General features: G+C 57.6%; 12 protein-coding genes and 1 pseudogene. 5 read left to right on the top strand and 8 right to left on the bottom strand.

The genetic code is table 11. From position 1 onward, the window contains the following. Positions 1-125: 125 nt before the first annotated feature. The 5 genes from CIT39_RS09245 to CIT39_RS09225 all read right to left on the bottom strand — a co-directional run bounded on the left by CIT39_RS09245 (position 126) and on the right by CIT39_RS09225 (position 4634). Positions 126-533: a hypothetical protein gene (locus CIT39_RS09245; RefSeq protein WP_148667302.1), complete on the bottom strand. Its 408-nt coding sequence runs from the start codon at positions 531-533 to the stop codon at positions 126-128. Between the two features lie 504 nt (positions 534-1037). Further along, a complete protein-coding gene (locus CIT39_RS09240; RefSeq protein WP_148667301.1) occupies positions 1038-1646 on the bottom strand; it encodes a hypothetical protein in 609 nt (202 codons plus the stop codon). 135 nt (positions 1647-1781) lie between these two features. Beyond that, positions 1782-2228 (bottom strand): hypothetical protein, encoded by a 447-nt coding sequence (locus tag CIT39_RS09235; protein ID WP_148667300.1) that lies wholly within the window; start codon positions 2226-2228, stop codon positions 1782-1784. 106 nt (positions 2229-2334) lie between these two features. Further along, the gene (locus tag CIT39_RS09230; RefSeq protein ID WP_094975619.1) at positions 2335-3069 is read right to left on the bottom strand and encodes a hypothetical protein; all 735 of its coding nucleotides are present in this window, start codon (positions 3067-3069) and stop codon (positions 2335-2337) included. 332 nt (positions 3070-3401) lie between these two features. Then, positions 3402-4634, bottom strand: coding sequence for an HNH endonuclease (locus CIT39_RS09225; protein ID WP_162308426.1), 1233 nt, complete (start codon positions 4632-4634; stop codon positions 3402-3404). A 644-nt stretch (positions 4635-5278) separates the two neighbouring features. Between CIT39_RS09225 and CIT39_RS09220 the strand changes: the two are divergent. Beyond that, positions 5279-6147: pseudogene (locus CIT39_RS09220) on the top strand (IS3 family transposase); the annotation flags it as partial. 796 nt (positions 6148-6943) lie between these two features. Here the strand turns inward: CIT39_RS09220 and CIT39_RS09215 are convergent. From CIT39_RS09215 to CIT39_RS09205, 3 genes are all read right to left on the bottom strand, one after another. After that, complete coding sequence (locus CIT39_RS09215; RefSeq protein WP_334273099.1) at positions 6944-7663, bottom strand: hypothetical protein; 720 nt, start codon at positions 7661-7663, stop codon at positions 6944-6946. A 1-nt stretch (position 7664) separates the two neighbouring features. Beyond that, positions 7665-9632 carry a hypothetical protein gene (locus tag CIT39_RS09210; protein WP_334273098.1) on the bottom strand — a complete coding sequence of 656 codons (1968 nt, stop codon included), beginning with the start codon at positions 9630-9632 and terminating at the stop codon, positions 7665-7667. Between the two features lie 184 nt (positions 9633-9816). Next, positions 9817-11226 carry a DUF2130 domain-containing protein gene (locus CIT39_RS09205; protein ID WP_094975622.1) on the bottom strand — a complete coding sequence of 470 codons (1410 nt, stop codon included), beginning with the start codon at positions 11224-11226 and terminating at the stop codon, positions 9817-9819. A 296-nt stretch (positions 11227-11522) separates the two neighbouring features. On the opposite strand from CIT39_RS09205, the gene CIT39_RS09200 reads away from it, so the two are divergent. Genes CIT39_RS09200 through CIT39_RS09185 form a run of 4 tightly spaced genes read left to right on the top strand, consistent with a single transcriptional unit; the run spans position 11523 to position 15463 of the window. After that, a complete protein-coding gene (locus CIT39_RS09200) occupies positions 11523-12050 on the top strand; it encodes a DUF4236 domain-containing protein (RefSeq protein ID WP_202975551.1) in 528 nt (175 codons plus the stop codon). A 15-nt stretch (positions 12051-12065) separates the two neighbouring features. Next, a complete protein-coding gene (locus CIT39_RS09195; RefSeq protein WP_094975624.1) occupies positions 12066-12731 on the top strand; it encodes a vWA domain-containing protein in 666 nt (221 codons plus the stop codon). A gap of 4 nt (positions 12732-12735) precedes the next feature. Next, complete coding sequence (locus tag CIT39_RS09190) at positions 12736-13539, top strand: PP2C family serine/threonine-protein phosphatase (RefSeq protein WP_094975625.1); 804 nt, start codon at positions 12736-12738, stop codon at positions 13537-13539. Then, positions 13526-15463: a helix-hairpin-helix domain-containing protein gene (locus tag CIT39_RS09185; RefSeq protein ID WP_094975626.1), complete on the top strand. Its 1938-nt coding sequence runs from the start codon at positions 13526-13528 to the stop codon at positions 15461-15463. Before CIT39_RS09190 ends, CIT39_RS09185 begins: the two co-directional genes overlap by 14 nt. The last annotated feature ends 5 nt before the right edge of the window (positions 15464-15468 follow it).

The following is a 15468-nucleotide window of genomic DNA, read 5'->3' as shown; positions in this document are numbered from 1 at the left end:
TCTGACTCACATGGCTGTTTACTATCGTCCACGGTTGCCCCCAACCGCCGCTATTATGAAAGAAAAAACAATCAGAACGCTAATACACCCAAGGGATGTTATCGTGAAGCCAAGCCACCTTGCAACTACAGAATTTCGCTGCATCGCAACGCGTCCACGCCCACGGACAAAAATAATGGATAGAATCGCCATCGGGGATGCGCGAATAGTGGCAGCAGCTCTTCGTTGGTAGCGTTGGGTTGATTGCGTACGACACCTATTTGGATAAAGGAATCGGTCGTGCGCGGCGCATCCACATGCCGACAAACCATTCCTCCGCCCCCGCTGTCGAAGCAAGGTTCGAAGGTCGAAATCTCGCAAGGGCCGCCACTTGGCGGCCCTTGTTTTCCATCAAAACTACAATTTATTGCGAACAGTTCTTCGTTCAGGAGCTGCTCAACATTCTGCACTCGGCCAAGGCGAACGTACTCTTTGCGCTCGCACCCTATGCCGTTCACCTTCAGCGAGCGCTTGGACCCGCGATAAACCTGCACCGCCTCGGTCCGCCAGTTCTCTGCTAGCCAGCCATCGATCGCGCCGCAATGACTCTAGACTGAAAAGTGTCTCGCCATTTGGGTATCAGCAGCCGCCCGGACGATCCGGCCTTTATTGAAGCATCGGATCGATCCCCACAGGCGCGCGTCTATGCTCGCAGCTACCTAGGCATCCGAAGCAAACCGAAGGGCAGCCTTGCCGAAGGTCGTGCGAGACGATCCAAAAGCGTCGAGCCTCGCGCAAATCTACCTACCAGGCATTGGCGTTCTTTAGTCGAGTAATCAGAAACTGTGCTTCTGCTCGTCCTTTATTGGGAGCAACAAGGAAGAGCTCACCTCCGAGGACCTCCACTTCCCCATATTATTTCCCGCCCAAGACTGAGGCCGCGTTTCGCGCTCTTGGCAAATCCGCATCGCCCCTGAGACTTGATCGCGCCTGCTCGGACGCATTTAATGCGCTAGGCGTGTTGCCAGCTAGCCAACAAAGTGTGCCGCGCGGCGCCTCTAAGGAAGCGTGTGCTCACCCTTAGCCGCCTCGTATCCTTTACGGAAAAGCTCAGGATATCTCGACAGTACGTTTTGAGTAATCGACGTTGGTAATTTCGCCTTTAAGAGATCATTGATTTCTTTGTTGTCAGAACGAGCTTCCTGAAAATCATTTGCCACCGGGCTTGGCGCAACCAAAAGGACGAACGCTGTAACATATCCGCTACCTGCCCATTCCAGAGCAGCAGCAAGCGTTGGAAAATACTTCTTAAGTGCCAAGCCGAATGCGAAAGTGGCCGGGTTAAGATACTGTCCGACCAGCTCATCCCAAAGAGCTTCCATCCCTGCCTCGAACTTCTCCTCATCCGTGAGAGTCCAGGCAGATTGTGGATTGGCTTTGTATAGTGCTCTAAAGCGCTCCGACCATTCACTCGCCGCAGCCAGCGCTGTCGTAGCGTCATTCGTATTCTTAATCGCGGTCTTTACTTTTTTCGCACACGTTGACCAGTGATCTGCTGCAGCGCATACGGAAGCAGAGTTGGCTGCCGGCGGCATGACAGCCGCAGCTGCAGCGGCAATTGCAAGTACCTGAACCAAACGTTTCAGCTTCTTGATGCGATTAAACATCGCCCGGCTCCTCAATTCTTGAACATTGTCCGGTTGTCTAGACTAAGCATACAGTAACCACGCACTGGCTTCGCTAAAGGAAATCAAAATGTGTAAGTATTGATGATGCCAGCCTCAACGCGCTAGCGCTACCGACTAACGGGTTTTCGGTGGTGTCTCAAAACCGACGACAACTGCAGTAAAGTTGTGAGGGGGCCACGTGCGGTCTCCAGTGTCCATCGCCTTGGCGCGCACGATGAATTTGTCTGGCGGCAATATAGCTCTAATCCAGTGCATTTGCGTAATGTACGGCACGTCATTCGTGTCCGACACGACCGGCAAAAACGCTAAATTCCTAGGGTTGGGAAAGGAGACCAGACCGCTTGTCTGATCAAAGGACACGTTGGGACTTGATGTGGACGATAGCTGGCCGTTCTTGACCTGAATCATAGCAAGAATCCGACCGTTGCCGAGCGACGTTTCCAGCGCTTCTAGCTTGGCAACGCGGGCTTGCAGTGCCTGGACCGCCGCGTCAGCCCTGGCTGCGGCATCAACGGACTGCTGCGCGCACTCGAAGGTGGACGTGCATTTGGATTGAGCCAATGAGACTGCCCCCCCCAACTGAGGGAGACGGCCGATATGATTGCGATCAGAATTGATCTCGTGCGGATCCGGTTTGAAAACATTGGAGCCCTCCCAGCTTTGCACATTACATCGTCGGCTGAACCACACGGACCCAGGGCAACGACAGGCGCTCAAGCTCATTTACCTTTTGGACCCAGCGTGTTTCGGCCGCCTGATCGATGTAGTAGCAGCGCGTGAAGCGTGCTGCCCGCTCGAGATTTTGGTACGCGGACAAGATTTCGTAGGCTTTTGAACCATCGTTGACCGATTTCTTGAGCGCGGCAAGGACAGTCGCTTCCGTCGACAGGTAAGCTTGGTCCGGGTAGTCGATTTTGACGTCGCTGATATCAAGACTGATAACGCGCGCACCCAGGATCGTAACGCTGGGATCAGCTCTTTTCAGATTAGCGATGAGCTGGGCAAAGCTGCGCTGCAGCTGATCCATGAGGACAACTTCGGCGGCGCACTGAGCTCGATAAATTAACTTGATGGCGTCAGCATTGACTTGCGCCTCTAGCGCAAGCATGCGCTTTGTCGCATCGGCTACGATATCCCGTGTGCCATTGAGTGCGTCGTGGACGATGGAGCGGATTTGTTCAAGCCGCTGCTCTAGGTCATAATTTGCTTGGCTCTCCAAGGCGCCTAACTGGGCCATGGTCCGTTCGAGACTCTGGGAAAGCTCAGAGGCCGATTTTTCGAGTTTAAGGGGATCGGTCGCTACGCCCCAAACGTCCTGGAACGCGTTCCCGGAAACGGCGGGCGAAGTCGAGATGAAAACCGCGGAGGTTACCAGGAAAGCCAGGGCGCGGAACGGTGTCACGGAATCCTCCAAGGCCGTCTACGCATCTGATTATGCGGTAAACGATACACGAACCACGATCGTATTTCAACCCTGGGTAATAGAAATCCCCCTGCCGCCCCCTGTTTGCGCGTCCACGTCCACGCAGAACTACCAGTTGCATTTGCACTACCTCAAAGAGTTGACTGCGATTGCCTGAGTTTCTCATCAGTCGGTGAACTGACTCCATTTGTGTAACTTCCTCATCAGTGCCGCTTCAGTACCGCCAACTCTTCCCCAACTTGAAAGTGAGCGCTTGCGCAGCAGGCGAAGAACTGCGCGAGGCCCAATTTCAGGGTCCTCATGGAAGGCCGCTAGCGCCGGCCGTCCGCGCACCACTTCTTCAATTCGTGCAGGGCCACGGGTTTGAGGCGATCAGGCGTGCGGTGCGCTCTTCGATGGCAAGTTGGGCATAAGATTTCTAAATGCTCTGCGATGGTGGTACGTATGCCTATCATCAGGGGAGTCGGATGATGTGCGTCGAACATCGCGGCATCCGCGTTTGCAAAGCCGCAGGCCTCGCAAGTAAACGTACCGTGCCTTAGCGCATTTAGGCGTTTTGCTTCCTTGCTAAGCGCGGCATCTCGTTCAGTCAGTTGCTGAAGCTTCCAATAACGCCGACCTTCTTCCTTCGCTACGGCCGGTAGTGAAGGCAACCTTGAGCTGACCAATCTGGGGGTACCATCGTCAAAGAAGTTCGCGCCAGCGGGAAGCCTAGCTGGTTCGAGTTCGGCGGCTCTCAATGCATCGTAAAGTCGCTCGATTTGTTGTGGCCGAATGATTCCGTCCTGCGCGCCAGCGAGGATCGTGCGGTCAAGGAATCCCAGATCTTCGATCAGGTGCGGCATTCCCACGAAGCGCCACACTTCGCGCAAAGCAATGGCTACTGGCCATTGAGCAAGCCGCCGCACTTCGTCTGGATCAGAGAGGAGTAGTGCCGTAGGGCCATAAACGGGGCTGAGGCGAACTAGGTCGACAACGCGCCCATCATTTTCTGGGAGAACGCTTTTCCCGCCTCCAATGGTTATGATGAAGGGTTGATCGGCCACTTTTTTTGCCGCGGCCGCCGGCAATGAGTAGTAGCCCTTGGCCTTGGGATCACCTCGTCCACCGAAGCAGAGTACGAAAGACGAAACTTGTCGGTAGACTGCTTTCACGCCCATCAACTGGTTGAGCGACGGAACGAGTTGAGAAAACGTCGTCGCGCGTGCGTGGGGAAGATAGACTTTTCCCTCGGTCAGCTCGTCGATTTTTCGTTTGAGCACCTCGGTGTTTGTTGGCCCAACATTGCCTGCCGGCTTGTAGCCAGTTATCCAAGCGCGTCCCGTGGTCTCAAGAACGTGGGAGATATTCTGCATGCGATACTCGATCGCCCCATCGCTTCGTCCGGAAAGTCCTCCTGCCCTGAGCTTCTCGCGCATGGCTGTCTTGTTGATCTCGCGACCAGCGATTTCATCCTCAAGCATGTTCATATAGGCTTCAGCCGCCAGCGATATCTCTTCAGCACTCCATCGCTCATCGGTAGAGTTTTCGTTCTGCGCTGGCAAATCTAAGCTCTCACAATAAGTGGTCGGAGCGACTTGGATAAAGCGCCCGAGCAGAGCCCGTGACGCGACGCCTCGATCTCCTCGATACAATCTAGAAATCAGGCTCCAGTTTGGCAACCTGCCATGATTCAGCATTACTCCGATATCGATACCGGTGACCTTCAGCCAAAGACCATTTAGTCGGTCGCCAACCGGTAAGCTTTTGTTAGAAAGCTTATCAGTCCACGAACTGCCTCCTTTTGCGAAACCCTATCATTCACCTGAATTGCTGGCCGTGGCGCTCGATATATCCTCGAACGAAACGATTCACGACTTCCTGCTTCTTGGTTTCTTCGAAGGTCGAAGGCACCCGCCCGATGTCGCATAGAACTGGCACTTCATCGTCCGCAAGCATGACCTACAAACGCAACGGGCCTTTTTCGGTTCTTTAAACGCGCGGGTGTGACGTCCGCCTCAATCGGCTTGAACATGAAGCCCGTGCTGAGGCGGCTCTTAGCCAGACCGAGGCCAAAGTTGAAATGTTGAAAAGCCAAATTGTTACTCGTCCGACAGCTTAGTCTTACCTTTTGGCAGCGGACCGTAGTGAGCTGCTGCCGGTTTGATGGACACCAAGATTAGGTGTTTCATGAAGCCGGAGGTGGTCGATGAAGAGACGGAAGTTCAGTCGCGAGTTCAAGGTCGAGGCAGTCAAGCTTGTCAGGGAACGCAGGGTATCGGTGGCGCAGGCCAGCCGCGACCTGGACGTACACGAGAATGTTCTGCGCAAGAGGGGCAGGGAATTCGGGTCCGATCCGGTGCAGGCCTTCCCTGGTCATGGCCAGGTGAAGCCAGAGCAGCAGGAGATCGAGCGGCTGCGCCGTGAGGTCGCCAAGTTGAAGGCCGAGCGGGATATCCTAAAAAAGGCCGCAGCCTTCTTCGCGAAGGAAGCGACATGAAGTTTGTCTTCATCGCGAAGCACCGGGCGATCTGGCCGGTGGCATGGCTATGCAATGCGCTGGGGGTGTCGCGGTCGGGCTTCCATGCCTGGCTGAACCGCTCTCCCAGCACCAGATCCCGCAGCGACGAAGAACTCGGCGGCAAGGTCAAGGACAGCTTCATGGCGAGCGACCGCACCTACGGCGCGCGCCATGTCTGGCGCGACATGCTCGCCGACGGGGCCGACTGTGGCCTCCACCGGATCGAGCGGCTGACGCGTGTTCAGGGCTTGCGGGCACGGCCACGCCGACGGCGCTTGCCGAAGGACAGCGGCGATCGACAGTTCAAGAATGTGCCGGCGAACCTCTTGGACCGGCAGTTCGCTGCCGAGCGGCCGAACCAGAAGTGGATCGCCGACTTCACCTATCTCTGGACCGCCGAGGGCTGGCTTTGCGTGGCGGCGGTGATCGACCTGTTCTCGCGCCGGGTCGTGGGCTGGTCGATGAGTGCCGCCATGACGGCCCAGCTGGTGACAGACGCACTGTTGATGGCCGTCTGGCGCCGCGGTCTGGCGAAAGCTGTCGTTCAAGCTGTGGATTTTGATGGTGTCGGTCATGTGAGGATCTCCCTTTTCGTCGGCTGCGCCATCGCGGCCGGTCGGGAGAATTCGAGGGCAGCAGGCCTGAGCGACCAGTCAAGGAGGCTCCGCGTGCAACGCCGCGTGGATGCCTTGACGGGTTGCGCTGCTGACCTATTCACCCGACCTTACCGGCCGGTGGTTGCAGATCTTCATGGGGGAGAGCGACGCCTAGCGGACACCCATCTACAGAAATTCGCGGGGATCAACGTCCCATGGTTCGCCTCGATAGACGTTGTCGGCCGAGTCCACGCAAATGGGCGTAAGTTTCATTACGCCGGTCTGGCGATTCGCGATCAACGCTTCTGCGATGTCTGCATAGGGCAACAGTAGATGCGCGCTCTGGCCATCCGACAACGTCACTGGCAATCGGGTGTCCGGCATACCTGCAAAGCGATCGGTGAGCATGGGTGCCAGGCGGGCACCGCCAGCGGTCTCGAACGTCAGGGTTTTAACGGTCACGACGCGATGGCCGGTATTGACCGCCTTCAACTTCGCGTAAGGCGCTCCAAGTTGGTCGCCGTAGGTTGGCATTGCAGTCGAAGCGCTGATGGTGATTTGGCGGCGATCCTTTCGTGCCGCCTGCCGCCAGTTAAATGTCGAGAGCACAGCGCCGTAACAGCAATGGCGAACAGCACCACATCTCTGACCATTGGAAACCATGCTTCCACCATCACACTCCCCGATCGTTCGTTTTTTAATCCTGGCACGGCCCGCTGCGGCAAAATCAGGAAGCGATGTGACTCGGCGGCGATTGCTAGTCGAGAACCTTGGCCGCCACAGGCCCCGCTTCATACAGTTGACCTTCTTTTTCAAGTGCCTTCCGACGAGAGTTCGCGGCCGTGACGAATGCGCTGAGCTTGTCGAGATCGGCCTTGATTTCGGTGAGCTTGGGAAGGTCAGTCGGCACTCCCGCTGATTGGTCGTGGCCGGAGTACTTAGAACACCGCGTCATGCCAGCGTGCACCGCCTCGTAGTCCGCTTGCTCGACGCGGGCGGCCCTCAATTTGAGGGTCGCGACATTCGGGCGGAAACGGCCAACAACGCCCGCGAAAAGAATCTCTTCAATGGCATGTTCCCAGGTTTCGCGCATCTTGCTGTACACATCGGTGACAAACGAGCGCTCTGTCTCATCGGTTTCCGAATAGGTCGGCTTCTTCTTTTGCAGTAAGCCGTCGATGATTGAGATCCGCTTCGTCACACCCATGGAAATCCAGGGCTCCTGACCGACGTCGATGATGCCGAACCGTCCGTCCGCATGCTTGGCGATCCATTCCTCTCGCAGAGGCACCTTCATGTCCCGCGCGGCTTCGAACACGGCATGGTGAAAGAAGAGATTGTGCGTGAAGATAATGACCTGTCGCCCGGCGGCGGCCTCTTTGACCAGGCGTTTCGCCACCGCCTCCATCCGGGCATGATCCAGCGAAGACACCGGATCATCGACCACGATTCCGTGCCTGGCGCCGACCTCTTTCAATTCAGCGAGGAAGCCTGCCAGGGCGAGCGCCCGTTTTTTCCCCTTCGCTCAGGATGTCACTGTTCTTCCCGACCTTCTGCTGGGCCTCCAGTCCGATATGCACCTTGCTCTTGCCGACCTCCCCTCGGTCGGCAAGTTTTAGGGGTAGATGCTGAAGGTCGAGGGCTTTGATCTCGTCTTCAAGACTGGTTTGGAGGGACGCGGTCAGCACCTTCCTTCTGATGCGGGTGATGTGGGAGGTAATCCCGGCGACAGAACAGGCGGTGACGCACGCTTTGGTCTTCAGGAACAGATCGAGTGAATTCCGTCGCGCCACGAAGGTGTCGATGTCAGCCGAGAACTTTTTCCGCGCTTCCAGCTCGTCGAACTCTTGCTGACGCTTCAGCCGCTTGGCGGTCTCGTCGGTCGTTGGTTTCAGCCCCTTGATCTCGTTGGCAAGGACGGTGACTTCAACCAGCAGTTCGTCGATGATCGACCGGTCGAGATCCGCAAGCCCCTCAAGACCTGCGTACTCGACTGTCTTGATGGCTGTTGAAACCAAAGCGTGACGTTCCTGGCAGACGCCGTAGAACCTCTCAAGCTTGTCCGCCAGCGCCTGACGGGGCGGCGAGCCCTCGACGAAGTTAACGAGGCGGCTCTTGATCTCCTGACTGCTGAGAATCTTGAGTTCAAGGATGGCGCGCGCGGCATCCCCGAACTCCTTCTTTGCCTTTTCGGCGTCCGCGTTGGCTCGGCCCTCGATGTACTCATCAAAAGCAACGAGTCGCGTGCGGGCAGGTCCATCGAGAGGCTGATGGCAGAGCACACAGGTATCAGCGGTAGCCAGTTGGGGCGGCTGAAGGTCCGGGTATGCTTCGGCGGCGAAGTCGCGCGCGTACCTCAGCATCTGGCGCCAGGTCTCACTACCCAGCTGCGGAACCGCCGAATCCTCGGCCAAGGCGGAAGCGGCTGCCTTCGCCGCCTCGCGCGTGGCCGCTGCTTTTTCCCGCGCGTCCTTCAGTTTCGCAAGGCCGGCATTGCCGATCCCATCGACAATGGTATTTGCATCGGCAACCAGCGTCTCGACGGTCGACTTGGTGGCCTCCTTCACTTTCGACAGAAGAATCGGGTCCTTGCTGAGCTCGAGCGCGAGCGCCTGAAAGGCAGACTCGTCCTTTTCAGTCCAAGCCGCCAAGGCCCGCAACGCCTGCGCGGTGGGAAGGTTCTGGTCCGCCTTCAAGGCCCCAATCAGCGCCGATACCTTGGTGCGCTTCTCGTATCCGAGCGGCAGCGGCGCCTGGTGCGCCTTGTTCAAGGCCGCTTCCTCAGCCTTGAAGCGGGCGTCCAGGATGCGCAGAACCTCGGCGAGGTTGGTCAACAGAGCAAGCTCAAAGGGCAAGAATTCGATGTTGCGCTCGGCGTCGACGTACAGTCCTGCGGCATCGCTGTCGAAGACCGAGATTCGGCCCAGTTCCGGCGGCGCCGCCCTTCTGTCATCCCAGAGCACGCTGCGGGTTTTATCACCATCGACGCGGAAGGTCAGGCTCACCTCCCGGGGATCGGATGTGGCCGGCTCGAACACGTTACCCCGTAGGGTTACGTCGTGCAGGCAATGGCAAATTTTCTTGGCAATACGGCAATACCCGCTCTTACCCGAACCGTTCGGACCGTAAATCAGCGTCACGCCGTTGATGGCAAACTTGAGCGGCGGCTGTGCCGCAGCCAACCGGTCGATATTGCGCAACGGCCCGATCGAGCCCAGAACGGTGACCGGCGCGAACTGATTGCCCGCCTTGAGGTGAATTTTCGTCAGCGCAGGCCAGTCGGGCGCCTTTCCGGCGGTAATCCCTGCTTCCGCCCTTACCGCATCTTCTAGCTGTTTGAGTTCATCTGTGTCGAGAGCCGGCTTGGTGGTGAGGCGCCGTATGGCTTCCTGTTGCCAGCGCGGGCGTGCAACGCACCAATCGAATAGTTCATTATCGCTTGCCATATGCGTTCCGGCGAAAATTGTATATCTGGAAATGCAAAATCATGGATTGCATCAATGGAGAGCGCCCGACTTCGGTTGTCAAGACACCACCCCACACTCGAATAGCCGTTAGGCTGGACGGATCACGTCTATTCAGCCTAGAAACGCTGACCTTCCAGAGACGAATCTTGAAATCGTGAAGCAGCTATTCAGCCGCTTCCGCAGGCGAGCTCTTAAGCTCCGCGAACTTCGCTGCCATCGTGGGATTGCCCCGCGTCAGCTTCTTGATCGTCACGTCCTGCGCCTTGTCGTTCGCAAGGCGCAGGTTGCGATCCGTACCCATCAACGCATCCTTGGTCTTCTGCAGATGGTCGATGGACTTGTCGATCTCGGCGATTGCCGTCTGGAAGTTTCTGGAAGCGAGGTCGTAATTCCTGGCAAAACCGTTCTTGAACGTCTCCAGCTGGCTTTCGAACTGGGTGATGTCGATATTCTGGGCCTTAACCAGCGCCAGCTCAGTCCGGTATTTCAGGGAATTGAGCGATGCGTTCCGCAGCAGCGTAATCATCGGCAGGAAGAACTGCGGCCGGATGACGTACATCTTGGGATAACGGTGGAAGACGTCCACGATGCCGGTGTTGTAGAGTTCATTATCCGGTTCAAGCAATGAGACCAAGATCGCGTACTCGCAGCCCTTCTCGGTGCGATCGCGGTCAAGTTCCTTGAGAAAATCCTCGTTCTTGTTCTTCGTCGCGGTCTTGTCGCTCTCGTTCTTCATCTCGAACATAATCGAGATGAGCTCGGTGCCGGCTTCGTCCGCGTCGCGGAAGATGTAGTCGCCCTTACTGCCGGTCCGCGCGTCGTTATCCTTCTCGAAATACGCCCGCGGAAACGCCATCGAGCGCACCCGGTTGAACTCGGTTTCGCAGTGCTGTTCGAGGGTCTCGCCGACCATCTTGGTCGAGAGGCGGGCCTTCATATCCTTGAGGCGCTCGATCGCGTCATCCCGATCCTTGATCTGGGTTTCGTACTTGTCCTTGAGGGACTGCTCAGAGAGCTGTTTTTCAAGCTGGACCTGCTTGATGCCGTTCTTCAGCTCATCGCGCTCTTTCTCGACGGCACCGACGGCTTCGGTCACGGCGAGCTTCTTCTCCAGCTCGACGGCCTGAAGCTTAGCCTTCAGCTCCTGGATTTCCTTTTCCTTGGCGGCCGTGATCTTGTGCTGCTCGCTGGCCAAAAGCGCCTCAGCAAGCTCTGAGGCAGCCTTCTTCTCGCGTTCCGCCTGCGCGAGCGCGTGCGCCAGCGTGTCACGCTCCTTCTCGACCACGCTGAGCGCTTCGGTGACAGCAAGCTTCTGAGCGACCTCGCTCCCCTCAAGCTTGGACTTCAACTCCTGGATTTCCGCATCCTTGGCAGCGGCGGTCTTCTGCAGATATCCACCAACCTGGGCTTTGGCCAATTCAACAGCGCTCTGCTTGTCGCGCTCGGCCAATTCCAGCCGCTCGTGCAGTTGCTTTGCGAAATCGGCGTCACGGACCTGCTTCAGGATATCCGCGTAACCGGACTCATCGACCTTGAAGGCCTTGGTACAGTGAGGGCAGATGATCTCGTGCATGTTTGCTGCCCGGATGGGCGTTTCCTGTTTCGTTGAAAAGCTGGCTGCGGGGCTCACAGAATCGCACCCGCGCATTTGAGAACAAAATTAGAACTCGCCGGTTTACGCGGTCAAGCCAGAAGCAGTGGTTTTGCGCACTTTGCTTCGGCAATCCCCATCTTCCAAGACACCTGCCAGCAAACTCGTGTCGCTGTACAACAATAGAAGGGGCAAAGGCGCACCGGTATTTTTGTAGGATCGAGACAGTAATATTTCGCTCTAGACGTAAAGTCGTATCCGCCGGCGCCTATGGAAGGTTGAAAACTCTCTTCTTTTGGTCGAATAATTCAACCAAAGGGAGAGAAATGGGGCTGCGCTTTCGTAAATCGATAAAGCTGATACCCGGCGTGCGCCTCAACGTCGGATTGAGGCGTTCCAGCCTGTCATTTGGCGGAAAGGGCTTCACCTACAATGTAAGTCCACATGGACCCTCACGACTGACCGTGAGCATCCCTGGGTCCGGTCTATCTTATTCTACAACGGTCCAGCCCCAAGCACCGGCCGCGCTTATCACCACCCCCTTGCCGACGCGCAGGCGCTACTCCGCCACGCCGTTCGTCATCATCGCTTTCGTGCTCGGGCTGATTTACATCGTCAGTCGCCCGGAGCCCGCCTCCAATGGCTCCTCGCTGCCCGTAACGCCGGTGGGCGAGACCACTGGCTCGCTCGCTCAATCTTCGCCTGATCAATATTCGGCCATTGAAGGCCCCATCCCTTTGCCGCGGCCGCGGCCGAAAGTACGTACGGACTCGATCGGTCCGCCGCTGCAATTAACACCACAATAATAGTGAGGAAAACCGATGTCAGGCTTCGAACAGGTCGGCTTTGGAAGCGACGACTTCACCACCAATCCGGAGCCGCGGTGCCCCTGCCTCCTCCTATTGGATACATCGCACTCGATGCAGGGGCGAGCGATATCGGAATTGAACCGAGGCATCGCGACGCTGAAGGACCAGTTGGCGAATGATGCCCTGGCGATGAAGCGCGTTGAAATTGGGGTCGTCACGTTTGGCCCCGTCAATATCGATTCTGGTTTCCAGACGCCTGATTTCTGGCATCCTCCGACGCTTTCGACAACAGGCGATACCCCCATGGGCGCGGCGATCGAGCAAGGCATCGACATGCTCCGCGAACGCAAACAGCGGTACAAGGACAATGGCGTCTCGTACTACCGGCCTTGGATTTTCCTGATCACCGATGGCTCCCCGACCGACAGCTGGCAGCGAGCGGCCCAACTCGTGAAGGACGGCGAAGAAAAGAAGGAGTTCTCATTCTTCGCGATCGGCGTGGTCAACGCGGATATGGGAATTCTTGCTCAGATCGCGCCGCGCGGCCCGCTCAAACTCGATGGCCTGAACTTCCGCGAGTTGTTCATGTGGCTGTCGAGTTCGTTGAGCCGCGTTTCGGCTTCCAGCACCGGCGACCGTGTCGCTTTGCCGCCGCCAAGCGGCTGGACCGAAGTCTAGCTCAATGAAATGGCGGATAGCCGCCACCTGCGCGATCGGCACGTCGCATATCAAAAACGATAAGCCGTGCCAGGACAGCGTGCGCGTGAGGCTCGTTCAGACCCCCAACGGACCGGTAATTATTTCCGCGGTCTCGGATGGTGCCGGCAGCGCGGCGCACTCCGAGATCGGATCGCGTGCGGCGGTGACAACCGCAACTAATCTGATCGAAAACTTCCTTGAAGCCGGCGGCTTGGTGAGGTCGATCGATCGGGACGCCGCCCTCAACTGGCTGGCCCAGATACAGACGGCAATTTCGACCCTTGCGTCGGAGGGTGGCGCGTCAACGAGAGAGTTCGCCTGTACTCTTCTTGTCGCCGTGATCGCTGCTGAAGACGCCGTATTCTTCCAGGTCGGCGACGGCGCGATGGTCGTTCGCGAGGAAGGAGACGAGGGCTGGTCCTACGTTTTCTGGCCCCAACACGGCGAATATATCAACAGCACGAACTTCATCACAGCCAGCAATGCGGCAGAGGTTCTTGAGTTCGACGCAGTTTCGCGGCGCATCAGAGAGTTTTCGGCTTTCTCGGACGGCATCGAGAGCCTTGTCCTTCATTATGGGACCAAGACCGTTCACGATCCCTTTTTCAATAATATGATCGCCCCCGTCCGTCAGGCACCGAACGAGGGACTGGACGATGAATTGTCGCAAAGCTTGTTGAATTATTTGACCTCAGAACGCGTTTGCGCGCGCACGGATGATGATAAATCGCTGGTGCTCGCGACGCGTTACGAACCCGGGGCCCCTTCTGCCGATGCCGCCTCCTGAAGTTGTCGATGCCTCCGGCCGCGAAATCCGCCTCGATACCCTGATCGGTCAGGGCGGCGAAGGCGCCGTATACGGCATCAGGTCGTCGGAAGACCTCGTTGCAAAGGTTTATCATCGACCGCTTACCCCGGAGAGAGCAGCGAAAATCGAGTTCATGTCGTCGCTTTCGAACGGCATCCTGAACCAGGTATCAGCGTGGCCCTCCGGTCTTCTCTTGGCAAAGTCCGGGCGCGCGCCGGTCGGATTGTTGCTCCCGCGCGTCAAGAACGCCAAGGACATCCATAAACTCTATAGCCCTAAAAGCAGACTTACGGAGTTCACACGCGCCGATTGGCGTTTCCTGGTCCGCGCATGTACGAATACCGCGAGGGCGTTTGGCGCCGTGCATGCCACGGGCAGCATTATTGGCGATATCAACGAAGGAAGCGTTCTGGTCGCGCCGGATGCGACGGTCAAGCTGATCGACTGCGACAGCTTTCAGATCACCGGCCAAGGAAAGCGCTATTTTTGCGAAGTTGGCGTCGAGACGTTCACGCCGCCCGAGCTGCAGGGCAAGAACCTTCGCCAGATCGTGAGAACGGTGAACCACGACGGCTTTGGTCTTGCCGTAATGCTGTTCCTGCTTCTGTTCATGGGCAGGCATCCTTTCGCCGGGCGCTTCCTCGGACGTGGAGATATGCCGATCCCGAAAGCGATCTCCGAACTTCGGTTCGCTTACAGCGCTATGCGCGCGGACGTGCAGATGGACAGGCCCCCGAACACGCCGGCCCTGTCGATCGTCGGCGACGAGGTCGCCTTTCTGTTCGAACGTGCTTTCGCGAAGCAGATGATCAACGGTGGCAGGCCGGAACCGCAGGATTGGGTTCAAGCGCTAACGGGGCTTGAGAAAAACCTTATCCAATGCCGCGCCAATCCATCCCACTGGCACCATAAAGCGGTTTCTTGCCCATGGTGCCCAATGGAAGCGGCCACCCGGACGGAGCTATTCCCCTTCGTTTCCCTCGGCGGCGAGGTCACCGCACTCGATCTCACGGCGCTTTGGCGACAGATCGAAGGCTTGCAGAGCCCCGGCCCTGCCCCGAACATTCAAGCGACGCGGCCAGCACCTAGCGCGGAGGCGGTCTCGGTGGCGAACTCATTCCGCCGCGCAAACGTTCTCGCTTTCGCAATGGCTCTGGTCATTGGCGGAATCGGCGTGTTCGGCGGCCTGAGCGCACCGGCACCACTGCTTTTTCTCATTGCGGCGCTTGTCACGTTCTTTGGCGGGCGCAGATGGCTCGATAAATCCAGCGATGTCTATAAATTCCGGGACGCCGAAGCCAATGCGCGGAACACTTGGCTACGCGCCCAACAGGAGTGGACCGAGCGAGCCGGGTCCGGCGCTTTCGACAGCAAGAAGCAAGAGGTTCTGCGCCTGAAGGCCTTGGTTGATCATCTTCCGACGCTGAGGAAATCGAAACTCGACCAGCTCAGGACGTCGGTGAGGCAAGCGCAGCTGTCGCGCTATCTGGACCAGTTCGAGATCGATAAGGCTAGCATCGAGGGCATCGGCAACGGCCGCAAACGCACTTTGCAATCCTATGGGATCGAGACAGCGGCCGATCTCTTGAGCACAGCGGTCGAGAACGTACCTGGATTCGGGCCAAAGCTTTGCGGGGCCCTTTACGCGTGGCGCCAGTCGGTCGAAGCAGGCTTCAGGTTCAACGCAGCCACAGGCGTTGACAAGCGTGACATCGATAAAATCGAGCATGAGATCGGGGTAGAGCGGCGCAAGCTGGAGCAGGCGGTCAGGAACGGCTACGAGGAGCTGAGGCAGCTTCACGCGCGCGTGCTTAATGCTAGAACGCAGCTGCACGCTCCCGTCGAGATCGCGTATGCCGAGTACCTTCAGGCAGACGAAAACTACAAAGCCGTATCGAGGTGAGGCTG

This window comes from Bradyrhizobium symbiodeficiens, from assembly GCF_002266465.3.
Classification (GTDB): domain Bacteria; phylum Pseudomonadota; class Alphaproteobacteria; order Rhizobiales; family Xanthobacteraceae; genus Bradyrhizobium; species Bradyrhizobium symbiodeficiens.
This window is presented reverse-complemented; position numbering and strand designations above follow the sequence as displayed.